We start from the raw sequence: 19,144 nt of genomic DNA on the forward strand, positions 1-19,144 counted from the left end.
TATGTATAAGACATATTGAGAAGAGGAGAGAAAAATGTGGATCGAGGACTTTTTAAAGAAGTTCCATTACCGTGTGCATTTTTGGATGAAGTGGCTTTAGATAGAAATATTCAATCGATTATAGAGTTAAGTGGAAATAAAAAGATTCGTATAGCGAGTAAATCGTTACGCTCTGTTCCGATTATGCAAAAGATTTTAGCTGCAAATGATCGATTTCAAGGTATTATGTGCTTTTCACCTAGAGAGATTTTATTTTTAATAGAACAAGGATTTAATGATTTATTGCTTGGATATCCTGCTTACGATGAAAGAGCTCTGTATGAAATTAGTTTGTTAACAAAGAAAGGTTTCATTATAACTTGTATGGTGGATTGTGAAGAGCATATTGTGTATTTAGAAAACATTGCTGAGAAATCTAAAGGATGTTTTCGTGTTTGTTTGGATATTGATATGAGTAGTCGTTTCTTTCAATTTCATTTTGGTGTACAAAGGTCCCCAGTAAAAAATGTGCAGGATGCGTTGAAAGTAGTAGAAAAGGTGAGAAGGTCATCATATTTAATGTTAGATGGTGTGATGGGTTATGAAGCTCAAATTGCTGGCGTGGGAGATCATATACCGAATCAATGGTTGAAAAGTAAAGTGATTTCGTATTTAAAGCAGAAATCAGTGCTAGAAGTTAAAGAAAGAAGAGAACATATTGTAAAAGCAATACAAAACATTGGTATTGAGCTAAGGTTTGTAAATGGAGGCGGAACAGGAAGCATAAAAACAACCGAGAAAGATAATTCAGTTTCAGAGATTACAGTAGGTTCTGCTTTTTATTCTCCAAAGCTGTTTGATTATTATAAAGAGGTGAAATTTCATCCAGCGGTCGGATTTGCCTTACCAGTTGTGCGGAAACCAGTCCCGTTTATTTACACTTGCCTAGGTGGTGGATATATTGCTTCAGGAGCAGTTGGAAAAGATAAAGAGCCTGAAGTTTGGAGACCGAAGGGTGCAAAACTATTAGCTTTAGAAGGTGCTGGAGAGGTACAAACACCAATTTTTTATAACGGCGAGGAACGAGTGGATATAGGAGAGTCCATATTGTTTCGCCATAGTAAAGCTGGTGAGTTATGTGAGCGTTTTCCTTTTTTGTATCGTGTTAAAAAAGGAGAGATTGTTGGGGAGTATTCAACATATCGGGGGGATGGCCAATGCTTTCTATAAAGGGACAAAAGTGGAGAAATTGGACAGGGAATGTAGAAGGAACGCCGCATTATACGATGTATCCAGAAAGTATACAAGATGTAGTAGAAGTTGTGGGGCTTGCGCGAAAAAAGGGGAAGAAAATTCGTGTTGTCGGTTCAGGACATTCGTTTACACCCCTTGTGCAAACGGAAGAAGTTTTAGTTTCTTTAGATGAATTGAAGGGTATTGTGAATATTGATGCAGAGAAGATGGTTGCTGAAGTATGGGCAGGAACAAAGTTATATGATTTAGGGAAGTTACTTGAGGAAAAAGGTTATGCGCAAGAAAATTTAGGAGATATTGATTTACAATCTATTGCAGGAGCGATTAGTACGGGGACTCATGGAACGGGTATTACCTTTGGGAGTTTATCAACACAAGTTATAGAGATTACGGCAGTTTTATCTAATGGTGAGAGTATAGTTTGTTCGGAAGCTGAGAACGTAGAATATTGGAGAGCGTTTCAGTTGTCACTTGGAATGTTAGGTATCATTGTAAAGATAAAATTGAAGGTTATTCCAGCGTATTCACTCGTTTATGAAAGTGAGAAACAGTCATTATCTACTGTAATGAACAAACTAGAAGAATATAAGAAGCATCGTCATTTTGAATTTTTCGTTTTTCCTTATTCTGATGAAGTACAAGTGAAACTTACGAACGAAACAACGAATAAAGGCAGTGATTTGAAATGGCATAAATTAAAGGTGGAGTTACTTGAAAATAGGATGTTCTCTTTGCTATCTAAAGGGTGTAAATGGTTTCCTTCTATAAGTAAAGGAGTGAGTCGATTATCAGCTAAGGCTGTACCAAATACAAAAATAATTGGCCCGAGCTATGAAGTATTTGCTACATCACGTACGGTACCATTTTATGAAATGGAGTATAGCATTCCTTCAAAGTATATGAGGACGGTTGTAGAAGAAATCTCAAATCTTATTGAAAAGAAAAAGTATAAGGTGCACTTCCCAATCGAATGCCGCTATGTAAAAGGGGATGATATATGGCTTAGTCCAGCCTATGGAAGAGATTCAGCGTATATCGCTGTTCATATGTATAAAGGTATGAAATATGCTGCTTACTTTGGCGAAGTGGAAAAAATTTTTCTGAAGTATGAAGGGCGTCCGCATTGGGGGAAAATGCATACATTATCGTATGAGCAATTACAAGATATATATCCAGAGTTTCATTCGTTTTTACAGGTGAGGAAATCTCTAGATGAACTTGGAATGTTTTTTAATCCTTATGCAGAAAAGTTATTTATCCCGCTATTTGTCAGGCAGTAAGACCCCCACCTCAAAATTCAGCGGAAGCAAAGAAGTTAGGTCGGGGCTGATTAAAGTTTCACATTATGTATATGAAAAAGCTGACAAATAATTATTTGTCAGCTTTTTTTAGTGTAATTGCATTTCTTGTATGACTAATATGTTCATAAAATAGTAGTTTATCACGGCTAAATACATGAAGTAAAACATGAATAATGAATAGGCCGTTAATGATAAATAGGAATAACAATGTAACGAGTAATACTAAAGGCTCTGTGTGATTTAAAATAGAGCTACTAGAAAGAATATAATTGATTCCGCCTAACGCAAAATAAAATATACTGTAGCGAATAAATAGTTCTTTTAATGTAATACGATTTGATTTTCCTTTCACGTGAATGCGAAGCAATGCTTTCCCAATTGTTTTTCCATTCGTAAAGTATGGAATAATAATAAAGTAAATAAGGATTGAACACGTAATGAAAATGAGTTCATACATATTCGTGTAAGATTGCATATTAGAAACGAAGAAAGAATTCCCTTTGTTTTTAACGACAGGTACGACGATAGATAAGAAAATCCAATCAATTTGCATCGCGATAAGGCGACGAATGAATCCGACTGGTTTCGTTTCCAAATTAATATGACTATCTAACTCGTTTGTCTTCGGAAGGAAGTACGTAAATATTGGTGCAATGATAAAACCAATTACGCCACCTAATGTATTTAAAAATAAATCATCGATATCAAATAATCGGTATGCACAATTGTATATACCGTATAATCCAGTCACTTGTGTTAGCTCAAAAAATAGTGAAAGGAAAAAGGAAATGCAAATTGTTTGTAAGAAACTACGTCGGAAATAATAACGTAAGTAAATGCCGAATGGAACAGTTAATAGAACATTAAAGGCAACTTGTAAAAACGCAGACTCTTTTAATAAGTAGAAATAAGTAGTTGGTTTCGTTAAAACTGCCGATGTATGACTACTAATCTCTTGTATGAAATAAAATGGTGAGAGTTGCATGTGTTGTGTATTAGCCGGTTGTAGGCTACAAGTATCAAACGTTTGTGGCAACGGCAAAATAACAAGAAAATAGGCATTTAATAAGTAAAGTAATAATGAGTATAAAATAAATGAGCGCCATTTATTTAAATAACCGTATTTTCGATAATTAAATATTAAAAAAGGGATTAAAAGAAACATTGCTAAAAAAGGAAATAAAATAAATGCTGTTTTCACTGGAAATAAATATGCAGTCAAAGTAAAACTCCTTTCAATAAAAATTCGTTTATCATTATAGCGCTAAAAATATTTAAATACAAAGTTAAAATTTTTCGAAATAGAAATAATTACTAATTTTATAGGGATTAAGTTATAATAAATTAAATATAAGGATATTGTGATTACATAATTTGAGAGAGGGTACAAGAGATGCGATATGAACTTTTTTCTGTAAGTGGGGATCATATTACGACTTTTGAAAGTGCATGGCGTTTTCAGGAGGGAGAACAGATTTTTGTTTATGATGATCAAACAAAACGAAACTTTATTATTATTCGGCTGACACATGATGTATTTCAACAAAATAAACATGTTATTCGTTTGTATTGTCAAGAGAAGAAAGTGTATGCATAAGAGAAGCCCTCTTACAGTATGAAAAGTAAGAGCGTCCTTATCTCGTTATTTGTGAACAGCCCAATTGATGAGGGCTGATTAAAGTTTCACTTTATCATTTTGGCCCTCGTAAGGAATAAAAAGAGAAGGATTAATGCACATAGGTAGCATTTGATTTGGAAGAAAGGATATAGCCTTGTATTTTGTGCTTCAAAGTTTCATTGCCTTCTTTTTGAGAAAGCCATGTATGGTAATCTTGTTGTGTTTTCCATAACATACGAATCATATACTCTGCCTTATCATTTGTACGATGAACAGGTGAAAACTCTATGTTAATACAACCGTTCGTTCCGGGGGAAGGATAATATTGTTTAAGCCCATAAAGTAGCTCATTTTCATATCCGTACTTAATGTGAATGAGTTTAGTAACTATAAACATATAAACACCTCTTTTACGATAATAGTAGGAAAGATAGAATTACTGTAATAGTGAACTTTATAAAAATTATACTATTCAGAAAATTATAAGTAAATAATAGGTTTTAACTTAATAAAGGTATAAAAAAGCGAGTTATTCTATTACACTAGATGACTCGCTTTTAATTTGTAAGTTTTACTTTATAAGAAAATAAGAGTAAGTACACCTACGATAATACAATAGAAAGAGAAATATTTTAAATTTCCTTTTGCCATAATGTTCATAAACCATTTTAGTGAAATATACGTCATGATAAATGTTGCGATGAATGCAACGACATATGGTACGAATAATGTGTCTAGATTTGGATCATTTGCAATGTCTGTAATGCTTAACAATAAGCCACCTAAGCTAACAGGAATGTATAGTAAGAATGAGAAGCGAAGAGCTGTTTCTTGCTTCATACCAAGTAACATTGCTGCTACGATTGTGGCACCAGATCGGCTTATTCCGGGAATCAGTGCGCAAGCTTGTGCTAATCCGACGATGATTGCATCTTTCATAGAAAGGTCGCCATCATTTTTACGACCGCGTAAATTTCTAATAATCCAAAGGCCGACAGCAGTAATAAGAAGGGAAATCCCAACCATCTTCACACCTTTTAAGTACTGATCGATGTAATCTTTAAATAAAACACCAATAACACCTGCTGGAATAGTTGCCATAACAAGATAAATAATAAAGAAGAAATCTGATTTTGCGTCTTCTGCTCTTGTAAATATATAAGAGAGACCATTCTTTGTTAGACGAATTAAATCATTTCTATAAATAAGTAATACAGCTAATAATGAAGCTGAATTAACAAGTAGTTCGAAGCTAAACCCTTCTATTTTTAGTTCTAGCAAATGTTGTGCTAAAACGAGATGACCACTTGAAGAAATCGGAATTGGTTCTGTTAGTCCTTGGAACAGACCGAGAATTAAATATTTTAAAACGTAGTAAAATTGTTCCATAATAACCTCCTTGTTTATTAGTTGAAAGAAACAACTTTTCCATTATAACAAAGATATGGATGAATATTGAAAAGAAATAAATATTCGAAATAAAATAAAAATCCCTTATAGCAGTATAAGGGATTTTTATTTTTAATTAAGAAGTTACTGTTCCTTGAAGACTTTTAGACAATTGAACATCGACTTTTTCAGCATCATGAATATGATTCATAATAGTAGTATTTAATTTTTGGAACATTTGTTGTGTGTTAGCGAATTCTCGTAATATGTCATCATTACAAGATTTTTGGTTTTCAATAGCCTTAATAACATTTGTAGCACCATTTTGTAACGTTTGAATCATAACTAAAATATTTTCAATTCTAGCATTTGTATCGGCGCTCATTTCTACACCTTCATCGACTAAATGTAAATTATCTTTTGTGTTATCATATGCTTTTTCAATTTCTTCTTGAATTTTTTTCGTTAAGTTGCCGATGTTTTTTGTACTTTCTGCTGTACTTTCCGCTAGTTTTCTTACTTCATTGGCAACGACAGCGAATCCTTTACCGTGCTCTCCAGCACGTGCGGCTTCAATACTCGCATTTAAAGCAAGTAAATTTGTTTGTGCTGCAATGTTTTGAATGACTTCTACAATTTGCTCGATTTCCTTTGAGCGTTCGCTTAGATGATTCATACTATTAGACGTGCGTTGAGATTGTTCACCTAATTTATTAATTACAATAAGTAAGCGGTGAACGGATTCTTTTCCTTCATTAGAGCAGTCAATAATTTCTGCAATAGATTGAATTAAGCTTTGTTCCTTTTGTAACATTTCATTATTTAGCTCATTGGAATGTGTCGTACGTGTTGAAACATTTTCGAAACATGAACTTAATTGTTGAACTAAATTTTGAAGTGTATTATGTTGGTTATTTACAAGTTGATGCTCTTGGACAACACTTTGTACACGATCGTGGATAGTAGAAATAGTCTCTTGTTTTTCAATATCTTTTTGTTTTAATTCTGCTTCTAATTCTTGTATACGCTCTTCTAATTGAGCAATTGTATGTTGGAGTGATTTTTTTTGAGTAAACATGTATTTATTTCAACCGCCTTCGAAAGTTATATTTTCTCTATATTTGGATTTTAGCATCTTTTGTATTTTTTAAATATAGGAATTGTTAAATATTTAAGAATCTATTACATTTTATTCATAATTCTCTTTTTTTTGTCACGAAAAATAAACTGTATTTAATCGTTTTGTAAACAAACTGTAAAATAAATCATGTATAACTGTATAAGAAGGGAGTCGGATTATGAACTATTTTAAGCGAATCAGCTGTCTAGTATTAGCAGGAATTATCGGTCTTTCTAGTACAGTCGCTGTTAAAGCAGAGTCAAACGACGAGAAACTTAACAACATGCAACAGCAATTGCAACAAAACGATGCAGAAATGCAAAAGAAAGAGCAAGAGAAGCAAGCTGTTAGTAAAGAAATTAAAGGTATCGAAAACGAACTACATAATTTAAATAATACAATTGCAAAAAATAAAGAGGATCAAGCTGCTATTCAACGTAAAATCGATGAAACACATAAGCAGATTGAGCAAAAAAAGCAAGAAATTGTCGTTTTGGAGGATAAAGTCCTTGCTCGTAAAGATATTATGAGAAAACGTATGGTTTCTGTTCAAAACAGTTCAAATACAAGTTTAGTAGTAGAAGTTGTAGTAGAATCAAAAAACTTTGCAGACTTCTTACAACGTATGAACGCAGTTTCTACTATTCTAGAAGCTGATAAAGAAATTTTACGTCTACAAGAACAAGATCTTCGTCAAATTGAAGAAGATAAGAAAACAATTGACGAAAAAGAAGCATCTTTAGTAGTAGACAAACAAAAATTAGCAAAAGCGCAAGCTGAACTGCAAGATAACTTGAAAAAGCGTCAAGATAACTTACAAACAGTTCAAGCTAAATATAATGAAGTTGCAAGTCAACTTAATTTAGCAGCGGAAGAAAAAGCTAAAATTGAATCAAATATGAAGACAGTACAAGAAACGATTGCTCGTGAGCAAGAAGCAGCAAGAATCGCAGCGGAAGAGCGTGCAAAAGCAGAAGCGGCTGAAAAAGCAGAGCAAGAAGCTTTAGCGAAAGCACAAGCAGAAATTGCTGAAAAGCAAAAGCAGGAAAAAGCTAGTAAACCAGCTGAACCAGTTGCTAATAATAATTCGAAGGTACAACCTACCAAACCTGCACAACCTGAACCACCTTCTAAGCCAACTGCTGGTGGGAAAGAAATTTATGTAGAAGCTACAGCTTATACAGCTGATCCAGCGGAAAATGGTTATGCACCAGGTCAACAAGTATTTTCTGCATGGGGACACTATAACTTAACTGCAAACCCAGGAATGAAATTAATTGCTGTAGATCCAAATGTTATTCCATTAGGTAAGACTGTAAATGTTGAAGGTTATGGAGTAGCAATTGCAGCCGATACTGGTGGAGCTATTAAGGGGCATAGAATTGATGTTTTAATGCCAGATAAAGGTTCATCAAGTAGTTGGGGCAGAAGAACAGTTAAAGTTACAATTTTAAACTAAAGCGAAATCCAACTTTACAATATGTAAAGTTGGATTTTTTTATAATAATAATGTTAAGTTGAGTTTACATTTTGTTAAGGATAGCATACAATAATGGTGAGAGGTGGTAAATTTGACCATTTTAAACAGAGTAAAAGAATTAAGAGCTCGTTTTAACTTTACGCAAAGCGTATTAGCAGAAAAGGTTGGAGTAACGAGACAAACAATTGCAGCAATTGAAAAAGGGGATTACGTTCCTTCGTTGTTATTAGCACTTACGATTTGTGATGTGTTTCAGTTAAAGATGGAAGATGTGTTTGTTTTAAATAAGGAGGGGGAAGAGGATGAATAGAATTGTTTTTTCTTATATCATAAACGTGCTTTATACTGCTTTAGCATGCTGGACATTTGTTGAATTTTATAGTGTCATTACAGAGTTAGCAGATATAATTAAAAACGAGAAATTCCCATTTGAAGTATGGTTTAATGGAGTACCATTCATTTTATTATTTATTGGAGCAATTATAGTTACAATTTTTTATAGAATTCAAAAGAAAAAATATAAGAATTTATCTTTTTGGATGTATCCATTATTATTTCCACTAGAAGATGAACGTGAAAAAGCGATTACGGATAAAGCTTGCCGAACAACATTTGTATCGTTATGGTTTGTGTTACCTTGTGCAGTTGGATTTTTAACTTTTTCGCCTATTATTAATGAATATCTTCCTGGATACCCATTATATATTATATTTTCGATTTTCTTTATTCAAATGACAGTATTTCACGTATCACTATACAGAAATAAATTAGCTTAAAAAGAAACCTTCTTGCACCGGCAAGAAGGTTTCTTTTCAGCTAATACTTGTACATATGGCGATATTATTTTATCATTTTATATAGAGTAAGATTTTGTAAGGGAAAGGAATTGTATATGAATAAGCAAAGAATTTATAGTATAGTAGCAATCCTTCTATTTGTTGTAGGTGGCGTGTTAATTGGAAAGCCATTTTATGATGGATATCAGGCTGAAAAGAAACAGACTGAAAATGTGCAGGCTGTTCAAAAGATGGATTATGAAAAGCATGAGACGGAATTTGTAGATGCTTCCAAAATTAATCAACCAGACTTGGCGGAAGTAGCGAATGCATCATTAGATAAGAAACAAGTAATCGGTCGTATTTCGATTCCAAGTGTTTCAGTAGAACTGCCTGTTTTGAAAGCTTCTACTGAAAAAAACTTATTATCAGGTGCAGCGACAGTAAAAGAGAATCAAGTTATGGGAAAAGGAAATTATGCACTAGCAGGACATAACATGTCTAAAAAAGGTGTTTTATTTAGTGATATAGCTTCTTTGAAAAAAGGCGATAAAATTTATTTGTATGACAATGAAAATGAATATGAGTATGCGGTTACTGGTGTATCTGAAGTAACTCCTGATAAGTGGGAAGTTGTAGAGGATCATGGGAAAGATGAGATAACGCTTATTACATGTGTATCTGTAAAGGATAATTCTAAGCGTTATGTTGTTGCTGGTGATTTAGTAGGAACGAAGGCGAAGAAGTAAAAAAGAAGGTGAACTCTTTAAAGAGTTCACCTTCTTTTTTACTAATGTTGAGAAATAATAGAATATTTCGGTTCGTATTTAAATATTCTTCTATTTATGTATAATAAAGTTAGAATTCTATATTTTGGGAGGAACAAGAGTGAGACAACAAGTGAAGAAACTTCTTTTAACAACGAGTATAGCGTTATTGGTAGCTCCAATTTCAGCTTATGCGCATCCAGGGCGTACAGATGCTAATGGCGGACATACGTGTCGTACAAATTGTGAGAAGTGGGGATTACAGTATGGGGAATATCATTATCACAATAAACCAGCTTCTAGTAGTGGCGTAACGAGCCCAGCTCCTAGTCAGAATAATAATAGTGCTGTAGAAACTGAGAGACAAGCAGAAGCACAGCGCAATACTGAGGCTGAAAAACAACGTGCTGCAGAAGCACAGCGCAACGCTGAGGCTGAAAAACAACGTAATGCAGAAGCAAAGCGTAAAGCTGAAGAAGAGAGACAACGTGTAGCCGAGGAACAAAGAAAAGCTGAAGAGGCACGTAAGCAAGAGGAAGCACAGCGCCAAGCTGATATGGAAAAAGGTCAACTTGAAGGTCAAAAGAATGGAGAAACTGATTTTAAAGCAGGAAAAAATGATGCAGAAGTGCATGTAGCTGGAAAATCTGATGCATATAAACAAGCGTTTAAAGCGACTTATGCAGCCGCATGGTCTTTAGAAGAGCAGAAGAAAACGCATTTTGAAAAAGGAAAAGAACAAGGTTTAGCACAAGAGACGATGGACGATAGTCAAGTTGCTCCAGAGTTTAAGGTAAACTTTGCAGACGGGTTCAAAGCAGGGAATAAAGAAAGAACAGAAAAAATTGAAAAAGAGCAAGCTGAATTAGGGGAAAAGACAGGGAAAGAACTAGCTGAAAAGAATCCTGAAAATAGAGAGAAAGAAGTATACGTGAAGGCATATGAAACAGCGTATGAAAAAGGCTATAAGTCTACAAAAAAGGCAGTAGAAAAGGCTGGCTATAAGTATGCATTTGAAAACTATGATTTAAAAGTTCCTGCTAAGTATGAACGAAATGAATTGTTAAAGAAGTGGTTTACTGAAGGATTTAAATCGAATAAAAAAGCAGCGGAAATTCGAGAAGAAGGGTATAAAAAAGGAGACAGCTGGTTCTCATTCTTCTATAAGAGTTTCGTACCAAGTGAATATAAAGAACATAAAGAGCTGTACGAACAAGCAATAGAAAAAGGTAAAACAGCATAAAAAAGATGAGGAGAAATTCCTCATCTTTTTTAATCCATCCATTTCACTAATTTCTTAGAAATTAATAATAAAACACAACCTAATACAATTGCCACAGCGCCAATAACTGTGAATACTTCAGCGTATCCAAGTGAAGTTGTGAAGCTTGCAAGTTGTCCGCCTAAAATGTTGGCGATACCTGAACTTGCTAGCCATACACCCATTAATAAAGATGCTAATTTTACCGGAGCAAGCGCACTAACCATTGATAGTCCGACAGGTGATAAGAATAGCTCACCTAACGTATGGAAAAGATACGTAAAGACGATAAACAGTAAGTTTGCTTTTTCTGTAATGTTATGTTCATCACTACCTGTTTTTAATGTAGCGATAACGAGAATGATATAACCGATACCGAGTAAGATCATACCAAGTCCCATTTTAGTTGGGATTTTTAAATCACCCTGCTTGCGAGTTGCAAGTTTTGCCCATAATGCAGAAATGACTGGAGCAAGTAAAATAATAAATAATGGATTGACCGATTGGAACCAAGATGTTGGAACTTCCCATCCGAACACAGAGCGGTCTACAAATTTGTTTGTATATAATGTTAATGAGCTACCAGCTTGTTCAAAGCCAGCCCAGAAGAAGACAACGAAGCATGTTAAAATGACAATAACTGCGGTACGTTGTTTTTCTTTTTTTGTTAACGGTGTATCTCCTACTGATGGTTGTCCAGTAGCTGTTTGTAAATCGCGAGTTGGTTTCTTACCGATATTACCAAGGAAGCGATTTGATAGTGTTGTAAATAAAATTTGTCCAATGATCATTCCGATTGAAGCGGCTAAGAAACCGTAACGGAATCCGTAATGTACAACGCCATCAACTGTTGTTTTGAATAAATTTTCTGATAAAAATCCGCAAACGAGTGGAGCTAAAAATGACCCGACGTTAATACCCATATAGAAAATGGTAAATGCACTATCACGTTTTGGATCGTTCTCTTCGTATAATTCTCCAACCAGTGTAGAGATGTTCGGTTTGAAGAATCCGTTACCTATAATAATAAGCGCTAATCCGAGGTATAGACCTAATTGGTTTTGCAAGGCAAATAGTGTAAGGTTACCGATTGCCATTGTTATACCACCAATTGTGATTGCTTTTCGTCTACCTAGAAAACGGTCTGTTAAGTATCCACCAATCATTGGTGTGAAATAACAGGCTCCAGTATAAAATCCGTAAATAGAGAGTGCCCATGCGGGACTAAACCCAAGACCACCGCTTACTAAAGCTGTCGTTAAATATAATGTTAATAATCCTCGTAATCCATAGTAACTAAATCTTTCCCACATTTCTGTAAAGAAGAGTAAGTATAAACCTGGAGGATGTTTCTTTTTTCTTTGTTGTTCTCTTTCTAGTTGTATCGCTGATTCCATGTTATTTTCCTCCTGACACAAACAAAAACAAAGTTAATAATTTTGTACATTTAATATTTTACTTTATTAACTATTATAAGTCAATAAAGGTTGATTTTTCAGAAGAAATTGGAAAAGAGGAATAGCTATAGAATGGGTGTTTCTTTTGTGATAGACTATGGACTATGTTTTCTTTGTAAGGAAGCGGGTTATTGTACTTTTTTATATGTGAAATTGATTTCATAAAAGATGAAATTAAAGAAGGAGAAAGAAATGAAATTGTTACAGAAAAAAGAAATTTTACTTATTAGCCTTATGTTATTCTCTATGTTCTTTGGAGCAGGGAATCTTATATTTCCACCTTTCCTTGGGTATGAAGCAGGAGAACATGTTTGGATTTCATTAGTAGGGTTTATTATATCAGCAACAGGTCTTCCTATATTAGGTGTTATCTCTATTGCAAAAGCAGGAAGCTTTCAAACGTTAGCGGGTAGGGTTCATTCTTCATTTGCAATTATTTTTCCATGTATCGTGTATGTATTTATTGGACCTGGGCTTGGTATACCACGTGCGGGAAGTTTAGCTTTTGAAATGGGGCCAGGTCAGTTATTCCCTGAAGCAGGAAACGGATTATTATTGTTTTACACAGTTATTTTCTTTAGTATTGTTTACTGGTTAAGTTTATCCCCATCTAAATTAATGGGGTTGTTTGGAAAAGTCTTGACGCCGTTATTATTATGTATGATTGCACTCATTTTTATAAAGAGTATGTTTACAACGGTAGGAGATATGAAAGAACCAATAGGGAACTATGGACAAGCTCCTATGTTTCAAGGGTTTTTAGATGGATATTTAACAATGGATGCGTTAGCTGCTTTAATCTTTGGAATTGTTATTGCAAATGCATTACGTGCAAAGGGTATTGAAGATGATAAAGGTTTAGCGAAATATATGAGTATTGCTGGAATTGGGGCAGGACTATTATTATCTATTATTTATGTCATCCTTGGATATGTGGGGGCAATTAGTGGCTCATTAGGAACATTTGATAACGGTGCGAAAGTGTTAGCACAAGTTATGATTACATTATTTGGACAGGGCGGAGTCGTTTTATTAGGTCTTATTTTTACTATCGCGTGTTTATGTGTTTCAATTGGACTTGTTACGTCTTGTAGTCAATTTTTTGCGAGTGCATTTCCGAAAGTATCTTATAAATTGTGGGCATTTATAGTAAGCGTTGTTAGTATGATCTTAGCTAATTTAGGGTTAACGCAAATTTTAAAAGTATCAGTACCAATTCTTGGATTTATTTATCCAATTGCGTTAACGCTTATTATTCTAGGGTTATTCCATCAGTATATTGGAAAGTATACATACGTATATGCAGTAACTGTTTTGGTTGTAGCGATATTTAGTGCAATTGACATTTTAAATAAAAATGTAATGATGAATCAGTGGACGTCAGCATTAAAATACATCCCGTTTTATACAGAAGGTGTTGGGTGGATTGTTCCAGCTATTGTAGGCATGTGTCTTGGTTTTATCGTTAGCATTGTTCTAAATAAGAATAAATGAGTAAAAAGGTGTTTTCCTATTTTGGGAAGACACCTTTCTTTTTTTGGAAAAATACTATTGAAAATGAATAGACTAAGAGTATGATAAAGATAATTGGTAATATATAGGTTCAATGAGAGTTACGAATGAGGGGGGAGCGTATGAAGAAGGATTTGGATAAGAAAATAGAAGCACTCGAAACGGCAATTGAAACAATTCAAGAAGCACTTGCTGAATTAAAAGTAAAGCAAAGGGAAATAGAAGTAGAAAACGCTCAGCAACATGTTAGTAAGAACAAGAAAGAATATATTGAAACGGTAATGGAGGAAAAGCCAAAAGAAGAAATAGTTAAGATAAAAGAGCCTTTGCAAGAACCTGAGGTAAAACAAGTAGATATATCGGCTTTTAAACCAGAGCCATTTAATATTATTAAGTTTTGTCAGACGTGGTTACCGCGTGTATTTGTCGGTATTATGTTGCTTGGAGTGATCTGGTTATTTAAAGCAGGGGTAGATGCTGGTTTATTAACACCAGCGATACGAATTGTGTTTGGTATCGCATTATCTATCGGGTTGTATTATATAGGAGATATTCAAATTAAAAGAGAGCGGCAAGCGTTAGGATTAGTATTAGCTGGAGGAAGTATTACCGGGATTGTTCTAACGACGTTTGCAGCACATTATTTATATGGATTTATTCCGGCCAGTGTCGCGTTTCTCTGTAATATTGCATGGGTTATTTTAGGTATTTATTTAGCGAAAAGATATCAATCGGAATATCTTACTATTTTCGTAGCGGTCGGTGCGTTCTTCGTACCATTCTTGTTAAATAGTACGACTCCTAATCCTTATATTTTCTTTGGATATGAGACAGTATTAACACTTAGTTTATTATGGTATGCGTTGAAAAATCGTTATAAATACTTATATATGATTTCTTACGCTGTTGCAGCCATTGTCCTTTTCGTTTTCTTTGCTGTTATGTCAATGTTAGTAGAGAACTTGCAAATGCAGTTAACGATTGTATATGGTTTGATTCATTTACTATTATTTTGGCATATGTTTACGGAGAGAAGTTTTATACTAGAACCACGTTTGGCGATATTTAGTGCGAATGCAGTGTTCTTTATACTAGCTATTTCAAAAATACCTGATTTTACAACATGGGGATTGATTATTAGTGCATTCGTACATGCCGCTATGTTCGTATGTGAATATAGGAAAAATAGACATTCTACATTTACAAATCTCTTATTTGGTTTCGCAATGGGAGCATTTAGTTTAGCAATTTTATATGAGTATAGTTTAGTGAATGCAGCGATTGTACTATTGTTACAAGGTTTCCTCGGCATGGTCACTTCTATTAAAGTAAAACAACAGATAAAATTGTATGTTAGTGCGACGGTTTACGCAATTGGAATGATACAGACTATTTTTAGCCCGTTTGATCAATTTATTTCGGCAGGCTTTGTTGCTCATCTTATTTTAATAGGAACGTTCTATTATTGCATGAGAGAAGCGAAAGAAGTATTAGCGAGCTTCGGTAAATATATGTATTCTATAGTGCTCTATTGGTTTATGATAATTGTATTTATTACAATTACGAGAATCGGTGAAGTTTTATCTACAGATGGAAGCGTAATTAGTGTATCAGTATCGTTATTATGGATGGTATATGCATTATTTGCGGTTTGGTTTGGAAGAAATAGAAATATGAATGAAATATTATATGCTGGTTTAGTCGTTTTAGTCGTAACGGTAGGGAAGTTATTCTTACTTGACTTACCAGAGGTATCGATGATGATTAGGGCAGTGTTATTCCTAATCGTCGGTAGTATAGGTATCGTTATTTCAAGAATGTTTTTCTCGAAGGAAGAGAAGTGAGAAGAAGGCAATCCATGTATGGATTGCCTTTTTTATTATTTCTTATTAATCGTTACAGTTTCATTATATTTCGTTGTTGTATTTTGGCGTAGACGAAGCGTTGCTTGTCCAGTTGTATTTGAATCAATCTGTACATTTACAACTTTCTCAGCAGAGCCTAAGCTGTTTGTTGTGAAAGAAAATGCACTACTATATCCGAAAGTAGATGGCCAAGTGCCGTTTGCATTTTGTACTTTAGCCACTTGTGTTCCACCAGTAGTGAAGATACCTAAAGAATAGTTGTTATACGTTGTATTAGGTAGTAAGTTATTTACTTGAATCTTCATTTGGAAAATTTCATTGTTTGGTAGAATGCTAGGGTGTGTAACGACGTAGTCGCTTGTTGTTACCGCACCGTTATAACCGTATGAACCTGGTTTAAAAGTATTTGTATTAAACCATTGATAACCTGCATTTGGTGCACTCCAAGGTTCAGGTTGTGGTTCTGTTGATAAGTTTGGCTGTTCAAATGTTTGTAGAGCTGTAGGTGAATCAAGTTGTAAACCATTTACTTGATCTAAACTTGTAAATGTCTCTTTATTTGATAACCAATTTACGATGTTTTCTAATAAAATCGCATCGTTTTCTTCTTTATAACCATCATAAGTTTTCTTTGTTTGACCAGAATCTTCACGAACGTATTTTGGCGTAGCATCTTCAACAGGAGAAGAGTCACCAATAAAGGCAGCTTTTCCAAGTCCTACTTTTGCAATTGCAGCATATGGGCCTTCTGCAATACCACCGCCATTATAAACGCCACTATCAACAGCGTTATTCCATTTTGATGGATTTTCTGGAAGGTAAACAAGTCCTTTTGCTAGTTTTGGGTTTGTAATTGCTAGAGTAGAACCAGCATGCATTGCTACAGACGAAACACCTTTTGTAATTCCGAAAGATTGTTCAGGCGATACAATTGTTTTCGCTGAAACATCACCAAGTGCATTGTAGCGGAAGCGAATACCGAAGTTGTCAGAGAGCCAATCAGAGCTTTCTACTCCTTGCATAGCTTGTGAATTTGCTTCTTCATTAGACATTCCTTTTGCTGGATTATCCCAAGCACCGCGTCTATATCCATTAAATACTTCAGAAGAGTCCCAGCGATTTTTATTACGATCTGCATTGTAATGATCAGCAATAAAGAAGATACTACCACCATTTTTTACATATTGTAACATAGCGTCCTGCTCAGATTTTTTGTAAGGAATATTAGCTTCTGGAACGATAAATACATTGTAATCTTTTAAGTCTTCGTACGTAATAGGTGTTGATTTACGAAGTTCCTTTACGTGATATCCGTTTTTTGCAATGCCGTTTCCGAAGTCAGAAAAGCCACCGTCAATAACCCAGTCAGCTGTCCCAGCAGTTTGACCGTGTGTATTATCGAATAATACTTTCTTCCCATTGTTTTGATTTACAACTTTTGCAGCAATTTCAGGAGCTGGGTCTACAGAGCTTTCGGCATAAGTAGACGGTATGAACGAGGTCCCTATACTTAGTGTAATTGCTGTTGCTAAAGAAAATGTAATCCATTTTTTATTCTTCATAGAAGAATCCCCCTAATAATAAATATATGTGCTTTAATAATGTAATTTATTTTTCTGTAAAAATAAAGACGGAAAACATAAAAAATATTAAAAGATTGTAAAAATACCGTGAATTATGTTGAGAAATATTTATATAGATATAAAAACATCCCTTCCAAGTAATAAGGAAGGGATGTTTTGCTTAACTAATTTTTGAGTTAGGTGTTTCATCAATCTTATGAAACCCTTTCATGTAATATACAATTGCTAAGCCGATAAGCCAAATTGGGCCGACAATCAATGCGATTCGTGTATCTTCTGAATACGCCATTATACCTAATACTAATACAAGGAAAACGAGTGAGAAATATGAGCTTAATGGGTATAAAGGCATTTTATACGATAACTTTTGTTTATTTTGAGTAGGCAAGCTTTTACGGAATTTAATTTGAGCAACTAATATAATTCCCCAAGTCCAAATTGCGCCGAAAGTTGAAATGCTAGTAAGCCATGTAAATACCTTTGCAGGTACGAGATAGTTTAATATAACACCAATGAGTAAAACGATAGCAGTTGCTACAATTCCTTGGCTTGGAATGCCATTTTTATTTAAACGACCAAATCTTTCAGGAGCTTTTTTCTGCTGAGCTAATGTATATAGCATACGGCCTGTACTAAATAAACCACCATTACAAGAAGAAAGAGCTGCTGTTAATACGACAAAATTAATAATACCTGCTGCTTTTGCGATACCAATTTGCTGGAATGTTAATACGAATGGACTGCCTTTCTCACCAAGTTCATTCCATGGATAAATTGCCATCATAACGAATAATGCCCCAACGTAAAAGAGTAGAATTCTCCAAAATACGTTATCGATTGCCTTTGCGAGTGTTTTCTTCGGATTTTGAGCCTCACCAGCTGTAACACCGATTAATTCAACGCCTAAATAAGCGAATAGTACCATCTGCATGGAGAGTAGTAATCCAGAAAATCCATTTGGGAACCAGCCACCATGTGACCAAAGGTTTGAAATACCAGTAGCGATACCACCGTTTCCGAATCCGAATAAAATAATACCAGCTCCGACTACTATCATACAGATAATTGTGACAATTTTAATGAGAGCAAACCAAAACTCAAGTTCTCCAAATACTTTTACCGATAAGAAGTTAAAAGCGCTCATTAATAATAGAGCAAGTAACGCCCAAGTCCAGCGCGGAATATCTGGGAACCAGTACTGCATGTAAATACCAGCTGCTGTAATTTCAGCCATACAAGTAACAACCCATAAGAACCAGTAATTCCAACCAGTAATATAGCCAGCGAGTGGTCCAATATAATCATATGCATATTTACTAAAAGAACCGGCAACAGGTTGTTCAATTGCCATTTCCCCAAGCGCTCGCATAATGAAAAAAATAACGAGTCCGGCAATCATATAGCCTAGTAAAATAGAAGGACCGGCTAGTTTAATGGCGGAAGCGGATCCTAAAAATAGCCCAACGCCAATAGCTGAGCCAAGTGACATTAAAGTAATATGTCTTTCTTTTAAACCACGATTTAAAGTTCCAGATTTGTTTGCGTGCTGCATAAGAAGAATCCCCCTTGTAGAGTGAACGATATTTGAATGCGTTTACTAAATATTTAACTATTTAAAATTATAAAACATTTCTATCTGTTATGCTACAAAAATAATCATAATGAACTGTACTACATCTGTACTTGTCCGACTTAAACTTAAAATTCGAACTATTAGGGAATATATTGACTCTTCTTTTTATTGATTGTTAAGATTAAGTATTATATTTTCTCACATACTAG

16 protein-coding genes and 1 pseudogene are annotated in these 19,144 nt (G+C 34.5%); 10 read left to right on the forward strand and 7 right to left on the reverse strand.

Annotated features, from left to right (window positions below; all coding sequences use genetic code 11):
• The first annotated feature begins 36 nt into the window (after positions 1 to 36).
• Complete coding sequence (locus BAQ53_RS03155) at positions 37 to 1,209, forward strand: amino acid deaminase/aldolase (RefSeq protein ID WP_000373793.1); 1,173 nt, start codon at positions 37 to 39, stop codon at positions 1,207 to 1,209.
• On the forward strand, positions 1,197 to 2,513 hold the full coding sequence (locus BAQ53_RS03160; RefSeq protein WP_000948945.1) for a D-arabinono-1,4-lactone oxidase: 1,317 nt from the start codon (positions 1,197 to 1,199) through the stop codon (positions 2,511 to 2,513). Before BAQ53_RS03155 ends, BAQ53_RS03160 begins: the two co-directional genes overlap by 13 nt.
• A gap of 91 nt (positions 2,514 to 2,604) precedes the next feature.
• Here BAQ53_RS03160 and BAQ53_RS03165 read toward each other — a convergent pair whose 3' ends face one another.
• Complete coding sequence (locus tag BAQ53_RS03165) at positions 2,605 to 3,756, reverse strand: VanZ family protein (protein ID WP_208906479.1); 1,152 nt, start codon at positions 3,754 to 3,756, stop codon at positions 2,605 to 2,607.
• A gap of 171 nt (positions 3,757 to 3,927) precedes the next feature.
• Between BAQ53_RS03165 and BAQ53_RS03170 the strand changes: the two genes are divergently transcribed.
• On the forward strand, positions 3,928 to 4,131 hold the full coding sequence (locus BAQ53_RS03170; RefSeq protein WP_001268333.1) for a hypothetical protein: 204 nt from the start codon (positions 3,928 to 3,930) through the stop codon (positions 4,129 to 4,131).
• A 130-nt stretch (positions 4,132 to 4,261) separates the two neighbouring features.
• On the opposite strand, the gene BAQ53_RS03175 is transcribed toward BAQ53_RS03170, so the two are convergent.
• The 3 genes and pseudogenes from BAQ53_RS03175 to BAQ53_RS26545 form a co-directional block, all read right to left on the reverse strand.
• Entirely contained in the window at positions 4,262 to 4,549 is a 288-nt protein-coding gene (locus BAQ53_RS03175; RefSeq protein ID WP_000471252.1) for a hypothetical protein, read from the reverse strand.
• Between the two features lie 179 nt (positions 4,550 to 4,728).
• Positions 4,729 to 5,541 (reverse strand): undecaprenyl-diphosphate phosphatase, encoded by an 813-nt coding sequence (locus BAQ53_RS03180; RefSeq protein ID WP_000434790.1) that lies wholly within the window; start codon positions 5,539 to 5,541, stop codon positions 4,729 to 4,731.
• 136 nt (positions 5,542 to 5,677) lie between these two features.
• Positions 5,678 to 6,208, reverse strand: a pseudogene (locus tag BAQ53_RS26545) (methyl-accepting chemotaxis protein); the annotation flags it as partial.
• Positions 6,209 to 6,839: 631 nt separating this feature from the next.
• On the opposite strand from BAQ53_RS26545, the gene BAQ53_RS03190 reads away from it, so the two are divergent.
• The 5 genes from BAQ53_RS03190 (at position 6,840) to BAQ53_RS03210 (ending at position 10,927) form a co-directional block, all read left to right on the forward strand.
• Positions 6,840 to 8,120 (forward strand): 3D domain-containing protein, encoded by a 1,281-nt coding sequence (locus BAQ53_RS03190; protein WP_208906480.1) that lies wholly within the window; start codon positions 6,840 to 6,842, stop codon positions 8,118 to 8,120.
• Between the two features lie 112 nt (positions 8,121 to 8,232).
• Positions 8,233 to 8,451, forward strand: coding sequence for a helix-turn-helix transcriptional regulator (locus BAQ53_RS03195; protein ID WP_000154019.1), 219 nt, complete (start codon positions 8,233 to 8,235; stop codon positions 8,449 to 8,451).
• The gene (locus BAQ53_RS03200; RefSeq protein WP_001080041.1) at positions 8,444 to 8,917 is read left to right on the forward strand and encodes a DUF2178 domain-containing protein; all 474 of its coding nucleotides are present in this window, start codon (positions 8,444 to 8,446) and stop codon (positions 8,915 to 8,917) included. Before BAQ53_RS03195 ends, BAQ53_RS03200 begins: the two co-directional genes overlap by 8 nt.
• 116 nt (positions 8,918 to 9,033) lie before the next feature.
• On the forward strand, positions 9,034 to 9,666 hold the full coding sequence (locus BAQ53_RS03205) for a class A sortase (RefSeq protein WP_001041724.1): 633 nt from the start codon (positions 9,034 to 9,036) through the stop codon (positions 9,664 to 9,666).
• A gap of 139 nt (positions 9,667 to 9,805) precedes the next feature.
• Complete coding sequence (locus BAQ53_RS03210; RefSeq protein ID WP_001249823.1) at positions 9,806 to 10,927, forward strand: YHYH domain-containing protein; 1,122 nt, start codon at positions 9,806 to 9,808, stop codon at positions 10,925 to 10,927.
• A gap of 29 nt (positions 10,928 to 10,956) precedes the next feature.
• Here BAQ53_RS03210 and BAQ53_RS03215 read toward each other — a convergent pair whose 3' ends face one another.
• On the reverse strand, positions 10,957 to 12,342 hold the full coding sequence (locus tag BAQ53_RS03215; RefSeq protein WP_000443145.1) for a peptide MFS transporter: 1,386 nt from the start codon (positions 12,340 to 12,342) through the stop codon (positions 10,957 to 10,959).
• Between the two features lie 252 nt (positions 12,343 to 12,594).
• Between BAQ53_RS03215 and brnQ1 the strand changes: the two genes are divergently transcribed.
• Positions 12,595 to 13,896, forward strand: a complete 1,302-nt coding sequence (gene brnQ1 / locus BAQ53_RS03220) for a branched-chain amino acid transport system II carrier protein BrnQ1 (RefSeq protein WP_000771693.1) — start codon at positions 12,595 to 12,597, stop codon at positions 13,894 to 13,896.
• Positions 13,897 to 14,036: 140 nt separating this feature from the next.
• Complete coding sequence (locus tag BAQ53_RS03225) at positions 14,037 to 15,758, forward strand: DUF2339 domain-containing protein (RefSeq protein ID WP_000710922.1); 1,722 nt, start codon at positions 14,037 to 14,039, stop codon at positions 15,756 to 15,758.
• A 35-nt stretch (positions 15,759 to 15,793) separates the two neighbouring features.
• Here the strand turns inward: BAQ53_RS03225 and BAQ53_RS03230 are convergent, their stop codons facing one another.
• Both BAQ53_RS03230 and BAQ53_RS03235 read right to left on the reverse strand, forming a co-directional pair.
• Positions 15,794 to 17,341, reverse strand: coding sequence for a DNA-binding protein (locus BAQ53_RS03230; protein WP_000791506.1), 1,548 nt, complete (start codon positions 17,339 to 17,341; stop codon positions 15,794 to 15,796).
• Between the two features lie 181 nt (positions 17,342 to 17,522).
• Entirely contained in the window at positions 17,523 to 18,914 is a 1,392-nt protein-coding gene (locus BAQ53_RS03235) for an amino acid permease (protein ID WP_001163362.1), read from the reverse strand.
• Positions 18,915 to 19,144 lie beyond the last annotated feature (230 nt).

The sequence above is a fragment of the Bacillus sp. B25(2016b) genome (genome assembly GCF_001679765.1).
In the GTDB taxonomy this organism is placed as follows: domain Bacteria; phylum Bacillota; class Bacilli; order Bacillales; family Bacillaceae_G; genus Bacillus_A; species Bacillus_A thuringiensis_K.